Genomic DNA, 22,395 nt, shown 5'->3' on the forward strand with positions numbered 1-22,395 from the left:
GTCGAAGGGCGCGCCGGCCTCGGCCGCGGCGATCCGCCGCGCCGCCGCGTCACGCTCCCCGGCCGGGAGGCCGGACACGTCCCCGGTCGCGAGCGCCCACTCGCCGGCGGGACGCACCACCTGCACGGGGCGCCCGTCCACGCTGGCGAACACGCTGCGCAGCACCTCGTGACGCCGAACGATCTCCCCGAAGGCGCGACCCAGCGCGTCCGCGTCCAGCGCCCCCGCGGCCCGCAGCGCCAGGGGGATGTTGTACGCCGTGCTCCCCGGCTGGAGCCGGTCCAGGAACCAGAGCCGCTCCTGCGCGAACGACAGCGGCGTTCCGCCCGCCGCGTGGGCCACCGGCCCCGCCACCGCCGCCTCCGAGACGAACACCTCCTGCACCAGCTCCGCCGCCAGCCGGTCCAGCCGCGTGTCGTCCAGCAGCGACGAGATCGCCACCGGCGCGCCCAGGCTCGACTCCAGCGCCCCCTTCAGCTCCATCGCCCGCAGCGAGTCCAGTCCCATCGCCACCAGCGGCTGCTCCCGGTCCACGCGGGCGGGATCCACCCCCAGCACGTGCGCCGCCCGCTCCACCAGCAGTTCCTCCAGCAGCGCCTGCCGCTCCTCCGTCGCCACCGCCTCCAGAGCTTCCCGGGTGATCCCCGCCCGAACCGGACACGCGGCAGCGGCCGCCGCCTCCTCCCTGACGCTCACCCCCACCAGCGGCAGCTCCCCGGCCAGGAAGCGCGCCCGGCACGCCCGCCGCTGGACCTTGCCGCTGGTCGTGCGCGGCACCCCGCCCGGGCGCACCACGGCCACCGCGTGCACCTGCAGCCCGTGCTCGCTCGCCACGGCGCGGCGAATCGCCGCCGCGACCTCCTCCACGTCCAGCCGCACCGCCTGGCGCGCAACCTCCTGCACCACCACCAGCCGCTCCTCCCCGCCCTGCTCCACGCTGAACGCCGCCCCGCCCCCCGCGCGCAGCCCCTCGTGGCTGTGCAGCGCCGTCTGCTCGATGTCCTGCGGGTAGTGGTTGCGGCCCCGGATGATGATCAGGTCCTTGAGGCGCCCGGTGATGAACAGCTCCCCCCCCGCCAGGAATCCCAGGTCCCCGGTGCGCAGGAAGGGGCCCTCCCCGGTCCTGCCCTCGAACCCCGCGAAGGTCTCCGCCGTCTCCTCCGCGCGGCCCCAGTACCCGCGCGCCACGCTCGCCCCCGACACCCACACCTCGCCCACCCGGTCGGCCGGGCACTCCCGCAGCGTGGCCGGGTCCACGATCAGCACCCGCTGCGACGGCGCGCTCCGCCCGCTCCCTACCAGGCGGTAGCGACCCTCCGCTTCCGCCTCGCGCACCGCCCCGTCCGCCAGCGCGTCCGGGTCCACCGCCAGCTCCACCGGCGGCTCCGCCGCCCCCCCGCCGGCGACCATCAGCGTCGCCTCGGCCAGCCCGTAGCACGGGTAGAACGAGCGCGCCCGGAACCCGCACGGCGCGAACGCCTCCGCGAAGGCGCGCAGCGTCTCATGGCGGACCGGCTCGGCCCCGTTGAAGGCGATCTCCCAGTGGTTCAGGTCCAGCGCCGCCCGCTCTTCGGGGCGGACCGCCTGGACGCACAGGTCGTAGGCGAAGTTGGGCCCGCCGCTGCTGGTGGCCCGGTAGCGTGAGATGGCCTCCAGCCAGCGCGCCGGCCGCTGGATGAAGGCCACGGGGGAGAACAGCGCCGCCCAGTACCCGGTGAACAGCGGCTGGAGGATGCCGCCGATCAGCCCCATGTCGTGGTAGGGCGGCAGCCAGATGACCGAGCGCGTCCGCGGCGTGTAGCCGCAGAACGCCTCGATCAGCCCGAAGTTGTGCAGCAGGTTGCCGTGCGAGACCATCACCCCCTTGGGCGAGGCCGTCGAGCCGGAGGTGTACTGGAGGAAGGCGATGGTGTCGCGGCTCGCCTCCGGGTCGCGCCAGCCCGCGGCCTCGCCGGCGGGGACGTCCTCGGTGGCGATCCAGTGCAGCGTGGCCAGCTCCGGGGTGTTGGCGCACAGGCGCTCCGACTCGCCCAGCAGCTCGCGCGTGGTCAGCGCCAGGGTGGGCTGGCAGTCGCCCACGATGCTCTGCAGGCGCGGATCCACCTTGTTGCGCCGGGGCGGGTAGGCGGGCACCGCGATCACGCCAGCGTAGAAGCAGCCGAACAGCGCGGCGACGTACTCCAGCCCCGCCGGGTAGAGCAGGAGCGCGCGCGCCCCCGGGGCGCCGAGCGCCTGGAGGCGGGAGGCCACGGCGCGCGCGCGAAGGTCGAGATCGCCGTAGGTGACGTGCCCCTCCTCCACCTCCCCGTGCAACAGGAAGGTGTAGGCGATTCGGTCCGGGTCTTCTTCGGCGCGGAGCCGCAGGAGCTCTACGAGCGTGAATACGTCGTGCGAATTCGACATCGGGCGCAAAAGCCGGGAGTTGCGAGAACGGCTTGCAGGCGCGAGCGCCCGCTCCTTCGCGAAAGAGCACCAGGTGCGTTGCGAGGGAGAAGGCTGCGTGGACGCCGCCGTCCGGGTCCGCGGTTGTCAGGAATCGCTCGCAGACCCCACCCGTGTGTTCTCCGCTGGACGATCGGCCGGGCGGAGTCGTGCAGGAGGCACCGTGGGAGCATGCCCACTCGGCCCCAGCCACACGGCTTCCCGACACCCGGGCAGAGCCCCACTCCGTACGATTTGCTGTCGTATATTAGAGGTACGCCCAAACCTACCTGAACGAGGCCCAACGTACAAGTCCGGGGTCCCCCTGCAGGAGACCCCGTTGAGCCAATCCTATCTCTGGAAGGTGAAGGCCGCCCGTGCCCGGCCCCCGGGATGAGGCGGGCCAACAACAAGAGCGCCGTCGTCACGCTCCGCAGCGCACCCGACGCGCCGAAGTACTTCGCTGTCGGCCGTCAGCTGGAGAGCGCGAGTGACAACTCCTCGCGCACCCACTCGTCCTCCTCCACCTCCGCCCTGCCCCGTAGGGCCTGCAGCGCGCCCTCGGTCCCGATCCGCCCCAGCGCCCACGCCGCGTGGCCCCGAACCAGCGGCTCCTCGCCGTTCAGCGCCGCCCCGTCCACCCCCTCACGTGGAAGGATCGCCTCCTCCGCCGTGTCCGTGGCGAACGAGCTCCACACGCACCCTCCTGGGGAGGTCTGCCGATTCAACACTTTCGTCGTGGAACCATCGACCGGAAGAAACAGAACGATTCGGTCGCCCGAGGACCTTCCTCAGGCCACCGAAGGTCCCGGCGCCCGGTTGACCCACCATCAGCAGGCTCCAACCCCGGCAGACGTTCCCGGCACGCGGCGATGAGGCTCGTCTCCGCATCCGTTACTTCACCTCTTGCAAGTCCTGGTAGTCACCGCTCGTGCGCAAGGTCACCGTAACCGGCGTATGCCCCCGATTTCGCCAGAACCAACCGTGCTTGCCGTCGAAGGCGGCTACCAGAACCCCCTGGTCCGACGACTGATTCCTCCCCTTCGCATACCCGTGGTATGAGGTGCCCGGCCGGTCGGCGTGGGTGTCGGAATTCACGACTCCGCCCTCGACCGTCCACTCGTAGTTGACGCGGGCGCCCTCCCGCATCACCAGCTTGATCTCCCGTCCCTGACCCGGCTCCAGCGCGACCTCCGTGACGTGCGAGCTGGCGACGGAATCGGCGGCCGGTCCAGCGAGTGGGATGCTCCCCTGTGACACCGGAGCGGCACCGGTCTTGGCCTCACTGGCCAGGGCCGGCGCGGCCCTTCCGGCCTGGCCGGCGGCGTCGTCCGCGGCCTCAACGGCCGTCGCCTCCTCCGCCAGCGCCATCTTGATCTCGCCCATCTCGGTGAGACCGAGCACGCGCCCGATGCCGGTCGGGTCGATCGCGTACTCCGCCGGCAGTACGACGGTGACCAGGAGAAGGAGGGCCACCCCCGCCGCGATGGCGGTAGAGCGGAGGAGCGCGCGCGACGACGGAAGCTCGCTCGCAGGAGGCGGATTCACGTTATGCATGGACCTCAGCCGGTTTGGGAGACGAAGTAGCCGGCGAGCTGATAGCCCATCAGCAGGAATCCGGCGGACATGATCACCACGTTGCCGGTGTACGCGTGCCTCGAGAAGCTCGGGGTGCGGCGCCAGAAGCTCATGGCGATCAGGATCGCGCTGAGCGCGAGCAACTGCCCGATCTCGACGCCGACGTTGAAGGCGATCAGGTTGGCGACCAGCCCGTCCGGCGAAACCTCGTACTCGAGGATCTTGGTCGCCAGGCCGAAGCCGTGGAACAGGCCGAAGATCAGCGTCGCGACCCTGGTGTTGGGCTGGAGGCCGAACCATCGCTGAAACGCGCCGAGGTTGTCCAGCGCCTTGTAGACCACCGACAGGCCGATGATGGCGTCGATCAGGTACGCGCTCACGCTGATCTCCGTCAGCACTCCCAGGAGCAGGGTCGTGGAGTGGCCGATCGCGAAGAGCGAGACGTAGATGCCGATGTCCTTGAGGCGGTACAGGAAGAAGATAATGCCCAGCAGGAAGAGCAGGTGATCGTAGCCGGTCATCATGTGCTTGGCGCCCAGATAGGCGAAAGGGACCGGGAGGACTCCGGAGACCTCCTGGATGTAGCCCTTGTCGCCGGCCGCTACACCGTGGGCGAGCACGTCGGCCGGCGCGATGACGAGCGACAGCACCCCGAACAGGAGGGGGACCAGGAGGAGGCGGGCCCACGCGCCACGCCACCGCCCCTGCTCCGCCGAGAGCATGATCATGATCAATCCCGTTGCACGTTGAGTGTGAAGCACCGAGGTCCCCGCCGCTGGAGCCGGGTCAAACTGCCGGCTCCAGCGCGCGAGTCGCCTCCGCATCCTCCGCGCCCGGAGACCGCCGGGCGTGCGTCTCGGCCCCGTACCGCAGGTAAAGCGCCGGCACCACCAGCATGTTGAGCGCCACCGCGCTCAGGAGGCCCCCCAGTACCACCACCGCCATCGGACTCTGGATCTCGTTGCCTGGCTCGCCGCCGGCGATCGCCAGTGGGATCAGCGCGAGGCCCGCGGAAAGCGCGGTCATGAGCACCGGGTTGAGCCGCTCCATCGGGCCGCCGGACCCGCACCTCGAAGGAGAGAATCCCCGTTTCCGTGGCGCGGGCGAACGCCTGTTGGAAGGTGGCCCGGTCTTCCGGCAGCACGTGCCTCATGGCGATCTCCTGCCCCCACTCGCTCCGCGGCTCGTCGTAGCCGAAAATCTGGTCGTGGCGAAGCGAGCGGACGGCTGCGGAATCGTTGGTCAGGTCCAGGTCCCAGGTGCCGAGGTCCACCGCCGCCAGCGCGATCCGCAGCCGTTCCTCGCTCTCCCGGAGCGCCTCCTCGGCGCGCTGACGCTGATCGTCGATTTCCCGAGCCCGCACCTGCTCGGTCGTCTCGAAGACCCGTGGCCAGCACTCCCCCGATGGAGTCCGGAACCTGGAGTGGACCGTCCGGTTCACGAACGTGGAGTTGGTCGGCTCGGGGGTAAGGCGAGCGCCTCCTCCAGCCCCGTGCTGAGCTCCTCCCGTACCCACCCATCCTCCTCCACCTCCTCCCTGCCCCGCAGCGCCTGCAGCGGCCCCTCCGTCCCGATCCGCCCCAGCGCCCACGCGGCGTGCCCCCGCACCAGCGGCTCCTCGTCGTTCAGCGCCGCCGCCAGCACCGGCACCGCCTCGGGCGAGCCCCAGTTCCCCAGAGTAACGGCCACGTTCCTCAGCAGCCCCCGCCGCTTCGCGCGCTTCACGGGCGAACCCTTGAAGCGGCTCGAGAACTCCTCCTGGCTCATCCCCATCGGCTCGATCAGGCTCGCGCCGTGGACGCCCTCCCGCGGCCAGAAAGCACGCTCCACCGTCGGCTCGGAAAATTTAATGGTGAATGGACAAACCTCCTGGGAGACGTGTCGACTTTCCCGTTTCTCGATCCCGCTCTCGACCGGACGGTCGACCGTCCGACCGAAACCCAAGACTATGGCCTGTACGCGACATCGTCGTGAGGCTCGTCTCACAGGAGTCCGCCGACGGGTCGGAACAGGCTGCGGGCGGGCAGTGCGAAGGCCAACGTGGGCACCGAGATCGAGCCGGACGACTGTCATTTCCGTGCGGATGCAGGAGGACGATCATAACGCGGTGCCGTAGATTCGCGTACAGCACGACGGCGTGCCTGACCTGATGATGCCCCAACGAACGGCAACGCTGGGCAGGCGCGGCACTTCATGAATCCCTTACCCCATCAGCCGGGTCAACTGCGCGTCGTTCCGCAGCGCCAGGCACCACCTGGCAACGGATGAAAGCTCGGCCGCCGGGTTCGTCATGTCGCGGATCGCGGTACACACGTCTGCCAGCTTGGCTCGTGCAGCGGGGTTGTTGCCGGATCTGCAGCGATCCCGAGCGACCAGAAACTCGCCGATGAGACGATCCATCTTTTGCCATATTTTCCGGCGCTCTTCCGCCAGCCGCGCATGCTCGTTGAGCTTCAGGCGCTTTACAGTTTCCACAACGCGGTCATGCTCCCAGGTCGATGCACTGGGCAGCGGAACGACCTTGCCCTCTTCATCGAACGCGACCAGCGCCACGTCCCCCGGTTCGATGGGGTCCAGCAGGTAGCATTCTTCGGACTCTTCGCAGGGCGCAGCATAGGTGGAGCAGAGCGAGCCCAGCTTGAGCGGAAACCACGCCCCTTTCTTGCGGTTTCCCACGTTGCCGCAGATCCGGAAGTTGGTGTAGTCGAACGCCAGCCACCAGTAGGCGTCTCGCTTGGCGCCGTTGCGGGCCTTTGCCTCCTTCTTGGGGCGAAAATGCTCCACATCGTAGTGCGAAAAGAGGTCCCGTACGTCCGAGAACCAGCACTTGCCGGCGGAGAGCGACAGCAGCCACTCCTTGAGCTCGCCCCAGTGGGCGCTGTTGTCATCAATCAACGCATTCCGCGCGTCGCGATCTCCGGCCGCATCGTATGCGGCGAGCTCGGCCAGAAGACGCTTCGACTTGGCTAGCCAGGCGTCCCAACGTTCTCTAGTCCAGGGCTCCCACCCGGGGATGTCGTTGTCCGTCGGCAGCTTGTGCTTGAGCCTGATCCAGATCACCGGTCCGTCTCCTGGCGCAGTATCTCGTCGATGACTTCGTCCGCGATCCGGTCCTGCTCGGCCTGCTCCTCCGGGGTAAGGGTCGGCTTACGGAACTTGCGGTGCTGCGACATCTTGCGTACAAACAGCGCATAGTCCGGATCACGAAAATCCGCCGTGGAGAAGCCCAGGTCGGCCAGCTCGTCGGAGAGGCGCGAGAGCTCGGCGTCTTCTTCCGGAGTTCGCGGCGTCTTCACGAACAGCTCGTTGCGGCGAAAGAGCCGCCGCTCCGTCTCCGCGTCCAGCGTGGAAGACAGGCCGAACAGCTCGCTCTTGAGCAGCCCGGTCACGCCCATCCCCTGCGGATGCTCGTCAGGAACGTCCACCACGGTCCGGTTGTTCTCGCGGCGAAGGATGTGTACCTGCTCGCGCTTCAGGCTGCCCACCATCATGGGGTCGTGGGTGGTTATCAGGATCTGTGACTCACCGTGCACCATGGCGCCCGGCTGCTCGCTCAGCACGCCCTCGATGTCGTCGAAGTAGCGTAGTTTCCAGATGGGGTTCAGATGGGTGTCCGGCTCGTCCAGTAGAAAGATGCAGTGGTCCTCGCGGGTGATGCGCATCAGCCCGAGCACCGTGAGCATCTGAAGCTCGCCTTCGGAGAGCTGGGTAAAGCTCACCTTGCCGCCGTGCTCGTCCCGCTTTCTTACGGTGATGCGCACCTCCTCGATCAGGTCACCGATGTAGGCGCCCTCGGCGTAGCGGAAAAAGCTGTCGGTGCCGCCCACCAGCTCCCCCAGCTGCTTGAGCTTGTCGTGGCTGGGGACGAACAGGTACAGCTGCCTCTGCCTCTCGGTTCGCCCACGGAAGTCGATCTGCCTGGTTTCTTCGTGCTCGATAGGCGCCCAGGCAACCTGCCATAGCTTGTCCAAGAACTCGCTCACCACATTTCCGCGCGCGTACCAGAACCGCGGGTCACCTTCAACGATCTCGTTTTCATCGAACTTTCCGCCACGGCGCTTCTCGCGCAGGCGGTGCGGTTCCTTGAGCACGAACAGCGCGGATTCCAACGCTTCGATGTGCAGGTTCTTCAGCACCTTCTGAAAGACCGGATCATCGGAAAGCAGGCACGCCAGCAGCACAAGCTGGCTGTGGCCTCCCCGGCAGTAGAACAAGCGGCGCAGGCGGTCGTCGCCCAGCTGCTGCCTACGGCTCTCGTCGCGCCTGCGGGCCGCATCGATGGCGCGGATGTCGGCATCGGTGGCGGTAAAGCTGTCCAGCAGCCTCGCGGGAAGCACTTCCTCGACCACGACCTCCTGCCGGAGGTTGAAGCGCCGTTGGTGCTCCTGGAACAGCGCCTCTATACGCTCGTTGCGACCGGAGTAATAGGCAAAGACGTGCGAAGGCAGCAGCTCACGGTTCTCCAGCAGGTAGCCCTGCGACTTGGGCTGGCCATCTACCCGGACAAACGGGCGCTTCTGCCGCGGCGTGTCGGCCTGGATGCACACCGTGCGGTCGCGAATGCTGTACTCCAGGGTGTAGTCGAACGCGGCCTCGCGGTCCAAGTCGACATCGCGAAAGATGGTGATCAGCGCCTCGATGAGGTTGGACTTGCCCGTGCCGTTCTGCCCGATGAGCGCATGGCTGCGGATGGGCATGGGCTCCGCATGCGCCGCACTGACCGGCGGGGGCACATGCGTGTTGAACACCAGCGAGAGATCGCGCAGGTTGCGAAAGTGTGGGATGACCAGCCGCAGCAGCTGCATCTCAGCCCGCCTCTTTCACGAGGACCCTGGCCACCAGGGCGCCGTCAGGATACTTCCGGGGCCCTTCCGGCGCCGCGTCGTCCAGGTCGTAGCTCGGATCCGCGATCCAGCCGTGGCCGACCTCTGTCTTGAGCTGGGCGTAAAAGGCGTCGATCTCGCCGCCAAAGCGCTGCCACAGGTCCCGGGCGCTCATCTCGCCGTTGTGACGCGCGAGAATGGCGGCAAGCGGGGCCTGCGATCTGACGTCGGGCGCCTGGTCCAGACGCAGCGGAGCAACGAGTTCGGTGTCGGGCGGCTTCACGGGGCCGGCCTCCTCTTGTTCGATGTTGACTCCGGTGAGGCTGGCAACCGCGGAAGCGGCAAACTGCGCGGCCACCTCGTTGGCCTCACGAAGCTGTGCTTCGAGTTGGTCGCACAACGCATGGAGCTGCCCAAGCTTATGCAGGAGTGCGCGTTGAACGTCCCTGGGCGCGAGCGGAATTGGAAGCTCGTGGATGACCTGCCGAGACACATTGCGCATCGAATCGCTAGTCCCGGTGGCGCGGGCCCGGTAATAATCGCGCGCGTACCTGGAGTTGTTGACCGAGTTCACCCAGGGCTTCACGGATGGATCAATGAAGTTCAAACGCACGATCTTGTCGCTCAGGAGCAGCTTTCCCGGACAGTCGTCGGGCACGACCACGCTTCGGGCCACCAGCTCCGCCGTGTTGGCTCTTGAAAGCAGAAAGTCACCGGGCGTGGCCGCGAATTCCGTCCTAGGCTCCAGCGAGGGTGGCAGGCGCTTGTTCTCCTCCGGACGAAACTCTCCCCAGGTCACGGCGCTGACCTTGAGCACCCCCCATTCGCCGGGCCTGCGCGGCTCGGCGTCGCATTTGGGGCTCCAGCCGGATTCTGAGTCGGTGAGCAGATCTTCCAGCAGAACCCAGGTCCAGTTCTTAGGGAGAGGAAATGGCTCATCCACTCGATCGATCTTCGCGGTTCGGCTGCCGGTCTTCGGTCGAGGCGCGCTGATCAGGGTCTCTGCGGGCTCGGCCTGATCCGCGTGGCCCGCATCGCTCAGCTCGCCACGAATAGCCAGTTCCACGCACGCTGAACGGAGCGAACCCACATCCTCTGGTGCGCTGAACAGCGTTTCAAAGTTCTCTGCCAGTCGAGCCCACGCCGATTGCAGGTCCTCCGAGTTGGCCGCGGTGACGACGGCATCCAGTGCCGACTGGCGCAGGGTATTCCGCAGCTTGCGGCGATTCTGCTGCTGCGCTTCCAGCTGGTCGCACAAGCCCATCAGCTCATCAACCTTGGCAACGATGCGGGCCTGCTCTTCGGATGGTGGCAATGGCACCAATCCGGAATAGAACTTCTCATCGCTTATGGCCGGATATGCCATACCGGTCTGCACTGATTCAATATACCTGACGAAGGCCGGGCTGCGTAGATAATAGTAAAGGTAACGTGCCTCGACACCTTTCCACGGATGGACGATTGCGAATGCCGTGCTTGCAATTGGTTCTTCGTCGAACTCGCGCTCAACAATTGCAATGTTCAGCAGATAGGGACGTACTGTTGAATAGATTATCGTCCCCTTCCTCACGATCTTCCGGGCTCGACTCGGGGCTGCGCTCGCGCTCAAGACCTCCAGATTACCCGACAGTGCTCCATCCTTGCTGTCAATTGAAGAAACGTTGATATAGACGAATGGTCCGTCAGGCTTCTTCTGCCCCCAAGTATGACCTACGGTACTGAGACTTACCCACGCCCAATGTGCAGGAATGGTGTAAGGCCCAGCGATGCCGGCTGCTTCGACACTCTGTCGTGTAATCCTTTGCTTGCGTGTCTCACCGTCAAACGCCAAGCGCAGGCGCTGAATGTCCGCGAGTAGGGAGTCGCTCGAATGCTGAGAATGTGGGCACAGTTGGCCTTTGAACGCCAGTGAGAGGATCAAGTCTCGTAGTCGAGTAGTTCCGCCCAGAGCATTGGCAATGTGCCCGAACTCGGTCAGGAAATGCTGCGCGTCCATCAGGCGTCCTCACCAACGAAGTGGTGCGCCAGTGCGGCGGCAAGCTCGCTCCTGAGCTGGTTCTCCGTTTCTTCGATCTGGCCCAGCAGCGTCTTGTACTTTTCCAGCAGCACGTCCGGGTCGTGGCTTTCCTCTTCGGGCGCGTTGGGGTTCTTGAGGTCCAGGTTGTAAATCGGCCAGTAGATGCGGTCGCCGGCCGCCTCGGCATCGCGGGCCTGCAGGCGCAGCCCGTCGATCTCCGCCAGCAGGATGTCGATCTGCTCCTGGACCGGGGTACGCTGGGTTCCGTTCGGAACGCCCTTGATCGATTCCCGCAGATCGCGCACATGGTTTTCCAGCGTTGAAACCTGGTTTCTCAGTGCCTCGGCCCGGTCCCAGTGCGGCCGGGCGGCGGCCTCGGCGCGCTCGCGCTTCGCCCTGAAATCCACCTTCCACGCGAACTCGTTCTCCACGCGGTCGGCGAAGTCGTTCTCTTCGCTGCCCCACCACGCTTTTTCCGGCTCGAACTCCTCGAAGCGGATCGGCTTGGTCTTGCTGTAGCTCTTGTAGCCGGCCGGATACGGGTGCTCGTAGAACCAGATGGTGTCGGTGTGAAAGTGCTCCGTGCCATCATCCACCGTGGCGCCCCGGGTAAAGAACAACAGGTTAGTCTTGATGGTGGTGTACGGCGCGAACACGCCCCTGGGCAGGCGGACGATCGTGTGCAGCTTGCAGTCGCGCAGCAGCATCTGCTTGATGGTGTTCTTGATGCCCTCACCAAACAGGAAGCCGTCCGGAAGCACGACCGCGGCGCGGCCGTTTTCCTTGAGCAGCTTCTTGATGATTAGCGCCATGAACATGTCCGCGGTTTCGCGGGTGCGCAGGTTGGGCGGGTAGTCGCTGCCCGCGCCCTCATCTTCGTAGCCCCCGAACGGCGGGTTGGTGACCACGCACTCGACCCTGCTGTTCCGGTCCCAATCATTCCAGCCGATCCCCAGCGTGTTGCGGTGCTCGATCTGGCTGGGCACCTCGATGCCGTGCAGCAGCAGGTTCGTGGTGCACAACAGGTGCGGCAGCGGCTTCTTCTCGATCCCGCGAATCAGTTCTTCGATGGCGCGCCGCCTCTCCACGCCAGATTCGGTGCTGATCTGCGACTGGAAGTGGTCGATCACCGCCGTCAGAAAGCCGCCGGTGCCGCACGCCGGGTCCAGCACGGTCTCGCGCCTGTCCAGGCGGGGGTTAACGCGGTTCACCATAAACTGGGTGATCGCGCGCGGCGTGTAGAACTCGCCGGCGTTGCCCGCCCCCCGTAGGTCGTTGAGCAGCTGCTCGTAGACGTCGCCCAGGCTCGCGCGGGTCTTGAAGTCGTGGAAGTCGATGGCTGCCTCCAGCTTCTCGATGACCGCGAGCAGAAGGGTGCCGGACTTCATGTAGTTGTTGGCGTCCTCGAAGACGCTGCGGACGACCTTGTGCCGCAGGCTCTTGCTGGCGTCCAGCGCCTTGAGCTCCCGAAAGAGCTCGTTCACGACGTCCAGCACCTCGCTGGCGGCGATCTGCGGCTTCTTCTTTCCATCCGGACCGGCCACGTACGCGGCCCAGTTGCGCCAGCGCAGATGCTCGGGAATCGGGGATTCGTACCCGGGGTCGTCATCCTCCCAATCGTCCTCGCGCTGGTCGAAAACCTTCAGAAAGAGCATCCAGGTGAGTTGACCAAGGCGCTGGGCGTCGCCATCGACGCCGTCGTCCTTGCGCATGATGTCCTGAATGGACTTGATGGTGCTGCTGAGGTTCATCTCTTCCGTTCTCGTTTCGTCAGGCGCGAGGGCGTCAGGCCTGCTTCTTTTCAGGTGTTTCGTAGAGCGCCTGCTCCAGCTCGTGCACGGCCCGCGTGTACTGCTCCACGCCGCCAAAGATGCCGCGCCGGATCTGCGTGCGGGTGCCGAACTGATCGAAGGGGGGCAGCTCTAGCACCCTGGCGTCCTCAATGTCCTGCACACCATGGTCGGCGAACTTGTCCAGCAGCGCTTCGAGCACCGCCCGGGCCTGCTCGCCGTACTTGCCAAAGACGTCGCGTTTGCGGACCTGGCTGGCGCGCTCGCGGCGGGTGAGCGGCGCCTGGTCGAACGCAACGTGCGCCACCAGATCAAAGGCGTCGAGCGCCTCGCCCTCGGGCACGGCCTGCTGCAGGACCTCCAGCGACACGCCGTGCCGGGCCAGCTCTTCCAGCACCGCCTGCTTGCGCTCCGCGCCGTTCCAGCGCCGGAGAAAGTCGCCAAGGCTGCCGAACTCGTCCTGCAGGACCCTGCGGATGTCGTTCCGGAGCAGAACGCGGTAGTCCTCGGTGATCAGCCTGCCGTCGGCATCAAGGTACTGCCAACGCTCCACCGCCACACGGACGGCCACGTCGTCGATCACGTACCGGGGGCGGCCGTCCCCCCCGCCACCGTCAGCGTAGCCGTCAGCGGGATCGTGAACGCCGGTCGGGCTGCTTCCCCAGGGCACCTCTGGCTCATCGATGGACGGCCCGCTCGTGGGCTCGGGCGGCACCACCGGATCGTCAGGGCGGGGCTCGTAAATGACCACGGGCTCACCGTCGAAGTCCGCGTCGGCGAACAGGCGCGTGACGCCCCGGAAGTCCATGATGGTGAAGAAGAGCTTCTGGTAGTCCTCGCGCAGGCGGGTACCCCGACCGATGATCTGCTTGAACTCGGCCATGGAGTTCACGTTCTGATCCAGGACGATCAGCTTGCAGGTCTTGGCGTCAACCCCCGTGGCCAGCAGCTTCGACGTGGTGGCGATGACGGGGTACGGCTCGTCGTTGTCGATGAAGTAGGAAACCTGGGCCTTGCCCTCGTTGTCGTCGCCGGTGATGCGCATGACGTAGCGGCGGTTGCCGGCCGCCGCCGGAATGATCCTCACCAGCTCCTGACGCATACGCTCCGCGTGGTCCTGGTTTTCGCAGAACACGATGGTCTTGGCCATGGGATCGATGGCCTGCAGGTACTCCCACACCTTGCGGGCGACCAGCCGCGTGCGGGCTTCCAGCACCAGGCCGCGATCGAAGTCCTTCGTGTTGTACTGACGCTGCTCCACCGTCTGGCCCAGCTTGTCCGTCTTGTCCTTCTCTGGCGTATAGCCCACGGCGTCCACGTCCGTGGCGATGCGGATGACCTTGTAGGGCGCCAGGAAGCCATCCTCGATCCCCTGCCTGAGCGAATAGCTGTAGACCGGATCGCCGAAGTAGGTGATGTTGCTGATCTCCCTGGTTTCCCTGGGGGTGGCCGTGAGCCCCAGGTGCGTGGCGCCGCTGAAGTAGTCCAACACCTCGCGCCAGGCGGAGTCCTCGGCAGCGCTGCCCCGATGGCACTCGTCGATGACGACAAGATCGAAGAAGTCCGCCGGGAACTGCCGATAGATTTGCTTCCACTCCTCCCGTCCGGTCACGGCCTGGTAGAGGGCCAGGTAGATCTCGTAGTTCTTCCGAACCTCCCGGTTGGTGACCTTGTGCATGACCTCGCCGAAAGGGGCAAAGTCCTGCTGCATGGTCTGGTCGATCAGGATGTTGCGGTCGGCCAGAAACAGGATCCGCTTTCTGGCCCTCGACTTCCATAGCCGCCAGATAATCTGGAAGGCCGTGTACGTCTTGCCCGTACCGGTAGCCATCACCAGCAGAACCCGCTGCTGCCCCTTCGCGATCGCCTCGATGGCGCGGTTGATGGCCACGCGCTGGTAGTAGCGTGGCTCCCGCCCGCTGGCATCGGTATGGAAGGGTTGATCGATGAGGTTGATGGCGCCCGGAGTGGACAGGCCCTTCCACTGCTGGTACAGCGGCCATAGGTCGTTCGGCGAAGGGAACTCGCTCAGCTGCAGTTCCCGCTCCGCCGGCTGCGTGAGGCCGGTGCGGTCGTGAAGCAGAAAGCCGCTGCCGTTGCTGCTGAAGGCGAAAGGCGCATCCAGCATCTCCGCGTAGGCGAGCGCTTGCTGCATGCCCTGCCCCACGCCAAAGCGGGCCTGCTTCGCTTCCACGACGGCGATGGGCAGGGTGGGCCGCGCGTAGAGCACAAAGTCGGCTCGCCTGGGGCCGCCCTTCGCTTCGGGGTTGCGGACGCGGGTGGCGAGCTTGCCCCGCACCAGCACACGGCCGGCGGTTAGGTTTACTTCCTCGCGCACCTGATGCGGCTGCCAGCCTGCCTGCATAATCGCCGGCGTGATGAACCGGGTGCAGATGTCCCGTTCACTCAGCTCGTTTCTGGTCACCCGATTCTGCCTTGCCGAAAGTGGCTCATCTCGTACCGCGCCGGTGCTGCATCATAGGAGCAGCCACCTGATGCTCACGCGTGCCCCTAACTACGCTGCGCCTTCGCCGTGCGGCGGCTGGAACTGGCAGCCATCAGCCCCGAGCGAACTGAACAGGCATCTGCTTCATCGCGAGAACCGACGCGTGCCCGCTCGATCTGTATTCCAGGCGGGGATCCGGGAGAGCGCCCAACGCGAACAGCCGGACGCCGATCCGGCTGAGCAATCACCAGCCGCTACCGATCTCAACGGCACGCGCGAACGCATTACCGAGCGCGCGGTGGGTAGGCTCGACAGGAAGGGGGCGCAGGCGCGACTCCCTGACGCCGGGTATCTCCAGTTTGCGGGCACACAATCAGTATAATGCCGAATCGCGGGACGCATCGCCAGCGGCAATAACCTCCGCGCGGTGGTGATCACGGACACCTCCACCTGCTGTCTCGGTGTGGACGCCCAAGGGCAAAACTCACAGCCAGTCCTGACAGCCGTGGCCATCGGTGGTCAACTGCAACCCAGCGCCGCCGCGATCTCCTCCCGCACCCAGGCGTCCTCCTCTACCTCCGCCCTGCCCCGCAGCGCCGCCAGCGCCCCCTCCGTTCCGATCCGCCCCAGCGCCCACGCCGCGTGCCCCCGCACCAGCGGCTCCTCGTCGTTCAGCGCCGCCGCGAGCACCGGCACCGCCTCCGGGGAGCCCCAGTTCCCGAGCGCGACGGCCACGTTGCGCAGCAGCCCCCGCCGCTTCGTCCGCTTCACGGCCGAGCCTTTGAAGCGGCGCGAGAACTCCTCCTGCGTCATCCCCATCAGCTCGATCAACTTCGCCCCGTCCACTCCCTCACGCGGAAGGAACGCCTCCTCGTCGGTCTCCGACGAGAAGCTGTTCCAGGGACAGACTTCCTGGCAGATGTCGCACCCATAGACCCGGTTCCCGATCAGCGGCCGCAGCTCCCGCGGGATCGGCCCGCGCTGCTCGATGGTCAGGTACGAGATGCACCGGCGCGCATCCATCACCGGCGCGCCCGCGTCGTCGCGCCCCAGCAGCGCCCCCGTGGGGCAGGCGTCCACGCACGCCGAGCACCGCCCGCAGCGGTCCGCCGCGAACGGCTCGTCGTACTCCAGCTCCACGTCCAGAAGCACCACGCCCAGGAAGCAGTACGACCCCCGCCCCGGCCGGATCAGCATGGTATTCCGCCCCGCCCACCCGAGCCCCGCCCGTTGCGCCAGCTCCCGCTCCAGCACCGCCCCCGTGTCGACGTACGCCCGCCCGTTCACCGGGGTAAGCTCCGCGGCGATCCACTCCTGGAGCGCGATCAGCCGCGCCTTCATCATGTCGTGGTAGTCCTCGTTGCGCGCGTAGCGGGCGAACACGGAGCGCGACGGATCCCCCGACGACGGCGCCTCCGCGTCCTCGGGCGCATAGTAGTTCAGCGCCACCACCACGGCCGAGCGGACGCCCGGCACCAGCACGGCCGGGTCCTTCCGCTTGGCGACGGCGTCCTCCCGCGACAGGTACGCCATCTCCCCGTGCATCCCCGCGGCGATCCACCGGTCGTAGGCGTCGCCGTGCGCGCTGGGGCCCACGGGCGCGATCCCCACGTCGTCGAACCCCATCTCCAGGGCGCGCGCGCGGATCCGCTCGGACAACTCGGATTTCGAAGGAAGGAGTTGCTGCGACATGCGGCGTGATACACGCAGCGGCGGAGGGCGTGCCGCCCGCGCGGTCGGCGCCGACGTCGCCCGCCGGGTGGCGGAATCGGCCGCTCGCCGCCACCTTGTCCGATACTCCGGCGTCTCCGGCCGCATCTCGCCGTCCGTCCGCCGCCGATCCGCGACGTTCCGGGCTCCTCGCTCCCCGCGTCCTCTCCCATGACCGATTCCGCACCGAACGCCCCCGCCTGGCTGGAGGCACTCGCCCCCTATGCCGACCGGCCCGGCTATCGTGTCCCCCTCAAGGCGCCCATCCACCTGCTGGGCGGCAGGATCGTGGGCGACGTCGCCGGAGTCTCGCTGCGCCTCCCCCGGTGGCAGGGATCCGCCTTCGTGGACGACTTCGGGAAGAAGGCGGCCGGGATGATCGACCTGGACGGCGAGCACCTGTTCGCGGAGCTCGCCGTCCTGCGGCTGCTGGAAAAGGACGGGTGGAGCGGGCGGTGGGTGAACACCTACAGCGCCAGGGGCGAGGTGTGGAAGTACCTCACCCACTGGAGCGACGTCCCGCGCACAGAGCAGCGGAGCCGGCCCATCGAGGACGCGGAGCCGCGGCAGCTGCTGGCGCGGATCGCCTCGCGCAGCAAGGGGCGCTACAAGGGATGCTGGGATCTCTTCGCGTGGCGGGGCGACGAATTCGCCTTCGTGCAGACGAAGCGGTCGGCCTCCCCGGAGAAGGAGGTCGTCAAGCCCGAGCAGGCAGAATGGCTGCACACCGCGCTGGTCTTCGCCGACACGGAGCTGACCCTGGACTCGTTCGCCGTGGTCCACTGGGACTACGCGTAGAGCAGGGCCGCCGTCTCCCGGCGCACCGCCCCCCGGCCCGCACGAAACAAAAAGCCCCCCCTTGCGGGGAGGGGTTGGGGAGGGGGTCCTTACACCCACTCCTCCTGCAGCGCCTCCAGCGCCGCCCGCCCCGGGCACAGCTCCTCGTACGGCGCCTCCACCAGCGGCCGCGCGTCCGTCCCGTTCAGCGCGTGCATGTCCTCCGCCCCGGGGTCCACGTACAGCAGCCCCGTCGCCAGCTCGCCGCCCTCCTGCAGCCGGCGGACCTGCGCGTACGCCGCGTCGCGGTCGGTGGGATCGTACCCCTCCCCCACCTTGCGGAAGCGCACGATGCTCCCGTCGTGCATCCGCACCGAGAGCGCCGCGCCCTCCTCGTACGACGCCTGGATCTCGCGCCGGATCGGGACGAAGTCCACCGGCGCCAGCTCCACCTGCCGCTCCCGCACGGACGCGTAGCTCTTCGTCGAGCCCTCGTGGTCGTTGAAGGTGACGCACGGCGACACCACGTCCAGGAGCGCGAACCCCCGGTGAACGATCGCCGCCTTCAGCAGCGGGACGAGCTGCGCCTTGTCGCCCGAGAAGCCGCGCCCAACGAAGGTGGCCCCCAGGGTCAGCGCCAGCAGCACCGGGTCGATGGGGCGGTGCCGGTTCGCCGCGCCCTTCTTGGCCCGCGACCCGATGTCCGCCGACGCCGAGAACTGGCCCTTTGTCAGGCCGTAGACCCCGTTGTTCTCCAGCACGTACGTCATGTCCAGGTTGCGGCGGATGACGTGGCAGAGCTGCCCCAGGCCGATGGAGAGCGAGTCGCCGTCCCCGGAGATCCCGATCAGCACCAGCTCCCGGTTGGCCGCCCCCGCCCCCGTCGCCACCGAGGGCATCCGCCCGTGCACCGAGTTGAAGCCGTGCGCCTGGCGCATGAAGTACGCGGTCGTCTTGGACGAGCACCCGATCCCGCTCAGCTTCGCCACCCGGTGCGGCGGCAGCTCCAGCTCGAAGGCCGCCTGCACGAGCGCGGCGGTGATGGAGTCGTGCCCGCACCCGGCGCAGAGGGTGGACATCGCCCCCTCGTAGTCGCGGCGCGTGAGTCCCAGCGCGTTCGGGGCCAGCCCGGGGTGGCGGACCGGCGGCTTGGCGATCGAGGTCATGCGGGCACCGCCTCCTCCGAAGCGTAGATGGCGAGGTGGGGGACGATGCCGTCCAGCACCGCGCGCGCGCTCATCGGCACCCCGCCGTAGTCCAGCACCGGGACCAGCCGGTCCGGCGCCACCCCCGTCTCCAGCACCAGCAGCGAGCGGAGCTGCGCGTCGCGGTTCTGCTCCACCACGAACACCTGCTCGTGCGCGTCGATGAACTCCCGGACCGACGCCGCGAAGGGGAAGCCGCGGAGGCGCAGGTAGGCGGCCTCGATCCCCCGCTCCGCCAGCCGTGCCACGGCCTCCAGCACCGCCCGGTGGCACCCGCCCAGGGAGACGATCCCCACCCGCGCCCCCGGCCGGCCGTGCACCTCCGGCGCGGGCACGGCCTCCGCGGCGCCCTCCACCTTGCGGCGGATGCGGTCCACCACCTCCCGGTACGCCTCCGCGTCCTCCGTGTAGGCGGCGTGCTTGTCGTGCCCGCTCCCGCGCACGAAGTACGCGCCCTTCGGGTGGACCCCCGGGAGGGTCCGCGCCGCGATCCCGTCGCCGTCCACGTCCAGGTAGCGGCTGAACTTCTGGATGCGCTCCAGCGCCTCCGCGTCCAGCACCTTCCCCCGGTCGGGGCGGTAGGCGTCGTCCCACGACAGGCGCGGGACCATCCAGTCGTTCATCCCGATGTCCAGGTCCAGCGCCACGAAGACCGGCGTCTGGAAGCGCTCCGCCAAGTCGAACGCCCGCACCGCGAAGTCGAAGCACTCCGCCGGGTCGGCCGGGAAGAGGGCGACGTGCTTCGTGTCCCCGTGCGACGCGAACGCCAGCAGCATCAGGTCGCCCTGCTGCGTGCGCGTCGGCATCCCGGTGGAGGGGCCGGTGCGCTGGACGTCGAAGAAGACGGCCGGGACCTCCGCGTAGTAGGCCAGCCCGATGAACTCGCTCATCAGCGAGATCCCCGGGCCGGAGGTCGGCGTGAAGGCCCGCGCCCCCGCCCACCCGGCGCCGATCACGACCCCCGCCGCCGCCAGCTCGTCCTCCGCCTGGACGATGCAAAAGCGCTTCGCTCCCGTCTCCGGGTCCACCCGGAACCGCTCGCAGAACCCGGTGAACGCGTCCATCAGCGAGGTGGACGGGGTGATGGGATACCAGGCCCCCACCGTCGCCCCCGCGTAGAGGCAGCCGAGCGCGGCCGCCGAGTTGCCGTCCAGCATCACCTGCCCGCGCGTGGCGTCCATCCGCCGCAGCCGGACCGGGAGCGGACAGTCGAAGTGCTCCCGCGCGTAGTCGTGGCCCAGCCGAAGGGCGCGGAGGTTGGACTCCACCAGCTTCGGCTTGCGCCCGAAGCGCTCCCGGAGCATCTCCTCCAGCACCTCCGTCTCGATCTCCAGGAGCGCCGCCAGCGCCCCCGCGTAGGCGATGTTCTTCATCAGCGTGCGCTCGCGGCTCCCCTCGAACGCCTGCACGCACATCGCCCCCAGGGGCACGCCCAGGAAGGCCACGTCGTCGCGCCGCAGCGCCGCGTCCATCGGCCAGGAGGAATCGTACAGCACCCACCCGCCGCTCCGGACCTCCGCGACGTCGCACGCCACGGTCGCGGGGTTCAGGGCCACGACGAGGTCGAATTCCGGCGTGCGCGCCGTGTGCCCCGCCCCGCTCGCCCGGATCTCGTACCAGGTCGGCAGCCCCTGGATGTTGGAGGGGAAGACGTTCTTCCCCGAGACGGGGATCCCCATCCGGAAGATCGCCTGCAGGAGGAGGCTGTTGGCGCTCGCCGACCCGGTGCCGTTCACCGTCGCCACGCGGAAGGCGAGGTCGTTGACCCGCGGCTCGGCCGGCGCCCCCCCGTTCCCGTACGGCACCGCGACGGCGATCGCGCTCACGCGTGGCTCGGGCATGCGGGCCTTCCGGCGTAGGGGAGGAGGAGGTCGGAGATGCGCATGTCCCACGCGGCGGTGGGACAGCGCTCCGCGCAGAGGCCGCAGTGCAGGCAGACGTCCTCGTCCTTCACCATGATGCGCCCGGTCTGCGGGAGCGGGGCGGAGGCGTAGAGGGGCTGGTCGGGGTTCAGGGCGGGCGCGGCCAGGCGGGTGCGCAGATCCGGCTCGTCGCCGTCCAGGGTGATGGTGAGGCAGCTCGTGGGGCAGATGTCGAGGCAGGCGTCGCACTCGATGCAGAGCTGCGCGGTGAAGTGCGTCTGCACGTCGCAGTTCAGGCAGCGCTCCACCTCGCGGGCAGCCTGCTCCGGCGTGAACCCCAGCTCCACCTCCGTCGCCAGGTGCGCGAAGCGCGTCTCCAGCCCCACGTGCACCATCTTCGCACGCTGCGACTCGTCGTAGGCGTTGCTGTACGCCCAGGAGTGCATCCCCAGCTTCGCCGAGACCAGGTTCATCCCCTGCGCCGGCCGCGCGGCCAGGGGCTCCCCCTTACAGTGCTGGTGGATGGAGATCGCGGCCTGGTGCCCGTGCTCAACCGCCCAGATGATGTTCTCCGGCCCCCACGCCGCGTCCCCGCCGAAGAAGACGCCCGGCAGGGTGCTCTGCATGGTCGTGCGGTCCACCACGGGCATCCCCTGCCCGTCGAACTCGATCCCGGCGTCCCGCTCGATCCAGGGGAAGGCGTTCTCCTGCCCGATCGCCACGATGACGGCGTCGCACGGGATCGCCACCGTCTCCAGCGTCTCGCTCCGCTGCCGCCCGTCCTCGCCCTGCACCCAGCGGACCCGGTCGAACTCCATCCCCACCAGCCGCCCGTCCTCCACCAGGAAGCGCCGTGGAGAGTGGTCCTCCACGATCTCGACCTGCTCCTCCTCGGCGTCCTCCAGCTCCCAGGGCGACGCCTTGAAGTGGGCCCGCCCGCGCCGGGCCATCACCTTCACGTCGGTGGCGCCCAGGCGCTTGGCGGTGCGGCAGCAGTCCATCGCCGTGTTCCCCACGCCGATCACCAGCACCCGCGGCTCGATCCGCTCCACGTGGCCGAAGTGGACCGCTTCCAGCCACTCGATCCCCACGTGCACGCGGTCCGTGTCCCACCGTCCGGGGAGTTCCAGCTCCTTCCCCTTCGGGGCGCCGCTCCCCACGAAGACGGCGTCCCACCCCTCCTCCAGCAGCGCGCGCATGCTCTCCACCGGGGTCCCGTAGCGCACCTCCACGCCGCGGTCCACGATCATGGCGATCTCCTCGTCCAGGACCCGCGCGGGGAGCCGGAACGAGGGGATGTTGGTGCGCATCAGCCCCCCCGCGCGGTCCAGCTTCTCGAAGACCACGCAGTGGTAGCCCAGCGGGAGGAGGTCGTTGCAGACGGTGAGAGACGCCGGCCCCGCGCCGACCAGGGCCACGCGGCGCCCGTTGCCGACGACGGGGGCGGGGGGGAGGTGGGCCGACACGTCGTCGCGCAGGTCGGCCGCGACGCGCTTGAGCCGGCAGATGGCGACCGGCTTCCCGTCCACCCGGCCCCGCCGGCAGGCCGGCTCGCACGGCCGGTCGCAGGTGCGGCCCAGGACCCCGGGGAACACGTTGGAGTCGCGGTTGACCAGGTACGCCTCGGTGTACCGCCCCTGCGCGATGAGGCGGATGTACTCCGGGACGTTCGTGTGGGCGGGGCACGCCCACTGGCAGTCGACCACGCGGTGGTAGTAGTGCGGATCGGAGACGTCGGTGGGACCCATTCCGGCACCCTCCTGGTC

At 68.0% G+C, this 22,395-nt stretch carries 15 protein-coding genes and 1 pseudogene; 1 reads left to right on the plus strand and 15 read right to left on the minus strand.

All coding sequences use genetic code 11. From position 1 onward, the window contains the following. The 12 genes and pseudogenes from VGR37_21235 to queG form a co-directional block, all read right to left on the minus strand. On the minus strand, positions 1-2,403 hold a 2,403-nt coding region (locus VGR37_21235), incomplete at its 3' end, for an AMP-binding protein (GenBank protein ID HEV2149936.1). Positions 2,404-2,894: 491 nt separating this feature from the next. Then, entirely contained in the window at positions 2,895-3,119 is a 225-nt protein-coding gene (locus VGR37_21240) for a HEAT repeat domain-containing protein (protein ID HEV2149937.1), read from the minus strand. 196 nt (positions 3,120-3,315) lie between these two features. Further along, positions 3,316-3,978 (minus strand): hypothetical protein, encoded by a 663-nt coding sequence (locus VGR37_21245; GenBank protein HEV2149938.1) that lies wholly within the window; start codon positions 3,976-3,978, stop codon positions 3,316-3,318. Between the two features lie 5 nt (positions 3,979-3,983). Continuing rightward, positions 3,984-4,727, minus strand: a complete 744-nt coding sequence (locus VGR37_21250; protein ID HEV2149939.1) for a HupE/UreJ family protein — start codon at positions 4,725-4,727, stop codon at positions 3,984-3,986. 58 nt (positions 4,728-4,785) lie between these two features. Beyond that, positions 4,786-5,076: pseudogene (locus VGR37_21255) on the minus strand (efflux RND transporter permease subunit). A gap of 360 nt (positions 5,077-5,436) precedes the next feature. Continuing rightward, positions 5,437-5,829 carry a HEAT repeat domain-containing protein gene (locus VGR37_21260; GenBank protein ID HEV2149940.1) on the minus strand — a complete coding sequence of 131 codons (393 nt, stop codon included), beginning with the start codon at positions 5,827-5,829 and terminating at the stop codon, positions 5,437-5,439. Between the two features lie 372 nt (positions 5,830-6,201). Beyond that, complete coding sequence (locus VGR37_21265) at positions 6,202-7,059, minus strand: hypothetical protein (GenBank protein ID HEV2149941.1); 858 nt, start codon at positions 7,057-7,059, stop codon at positions 6,202-6,204. After that, positions 7,056-8,804, minus strand: a complete 1,749-nt coding sequence (locus VGR37_21270) for an AAA family ATPase (protein HEV2149942.1) — start codon at positions 8,802-8,804, stop codon at positions 7,056-7,058. The genes VGR37_21265 and VGR37_21270 overlap by 4 nt, the downstream gene beginning before the upstream one ends. 1 nt (position 8,805) lies before the next feature. Beyond that, positions 8,806-10,818, minus strand: coding sequence for a restriction endonuclease subunit S (locus VGR37_21275; protein HEV2149943.1), 2,013 nt, complete (start codon positions 10,816-10,818; stop codon positions 8,806-8,808). Beyond that, the gene (locus VGR37_21280) at positions 10,818-12,590 is read right to left on the minus strand and encodes an N-6 DNA methylase (protein HEV2149944.1); all 1,773 of its coding nucleotides are present in this window, start codon (positions 12,588-12,590) and stop codon (positions 10,818-10,820) included. Before VGR37_21280 ends, VGR37_21275 begins: the two co-directional genes overlap by 1 nt. A gap of 34 nt (positions 12,591-12,624) precedes the next feature. Then, positions 12,625-15,054, minus strand: a complete 2,430-nt coding sequence (locus VGR37_21285) for a DEAD/DEAH box helicase family protein (GenBank protein ID HEV2149945.1) — start codon at positions 15,052-15,054, stop codon at positions 12,625-12,627. A gap of 540 nt (positions 15,055-15,594) precedes the next feature. Further along, on the minus strand, positions 15,595-16,734 hold the full coding sequence (gene queG, locus VGR37_21290; GenBank protein HEV2149946.1) for a tRNA epoxyqueuosine(34) reductase QueG: 1,140 nt from the start codon (positions 16,732-16,734) through the stop codon (positions 15,595-15,597). Between the two features lie 222 nt (positions 16,735-16,956). Between queG and VGR37_21295 the strand changes: the two genes are divergently transcribed. Further along, the gene (locus tag VGR37_21295; GenBank protein HEV2149947.1) at positions 16,957-17,583 is read left to right on the plus strand and encodes a hypothetical protein; all 627 of its coding nucleotides are present in this window, start codon (positions 16,957-16,959) and stop codon (positions 17,581-17,583) included. Between the two features lie 89 nt (positions 17,584-17,672). Here VGR37_21295 and VGR37_21300 read toward each other — a convergent pair whose 3' ends face one another. The 3 genes from VGR37_21300 to VGR37_21310 are packed head-to-tail and all read right to left on the minus strand — an operon-like array spanning position 17,673 to position 22,377. Then, positions 17,673-18,728 (minus strand): 2-oxoacid:ferredoxin oxidoreductase subunit beta, encoded by a 1,056-nt coding sequence (locus VGR37_21300; GenBank protein HEV2149948.1) that lies wholly within the window; start codon positions 18,726-18,728, stop codon positions 17,673-17,675. Next, positions 18,725-20,608, minus strand: a complete 1,884-nt coding sequence (locus VGR37_21305; protein HEV2149949.1) for a 2-oxoacid:acceptor oxidoreductase subunit alpha — start codon at positions 20,606-20,608, stop codon at positions 18,725-18,727. Before VGR37_21305 ends, VGR37_21300 begins: the two co-directional genes overlap by 4 nt. Then, positions 20,590-22,377, minus strand: a complete 1,788-nt coding sequence (locus VGR37_21310) for an FAD-dependent oxidoreductase (protein HEV2149950.1) — start codon at positions 22,375-22,377, stop codon at positions 20,590-20,592. Before VGR37_21310 ends, VGR37_21305 begins: the two co-directional genes overlap by 19 nt. Positions 22,378-22,395: the final 18 nt, after the last annotated feature.

This window comes from Longimicrobiaceae bacterium (assembly GCA_035936415.1).
GTDB lineage: Bacteria > Gemmatimonadota > Gemmatimonadetes > Longimicrobiales > Longimicrobiaceae > JAFAYN01.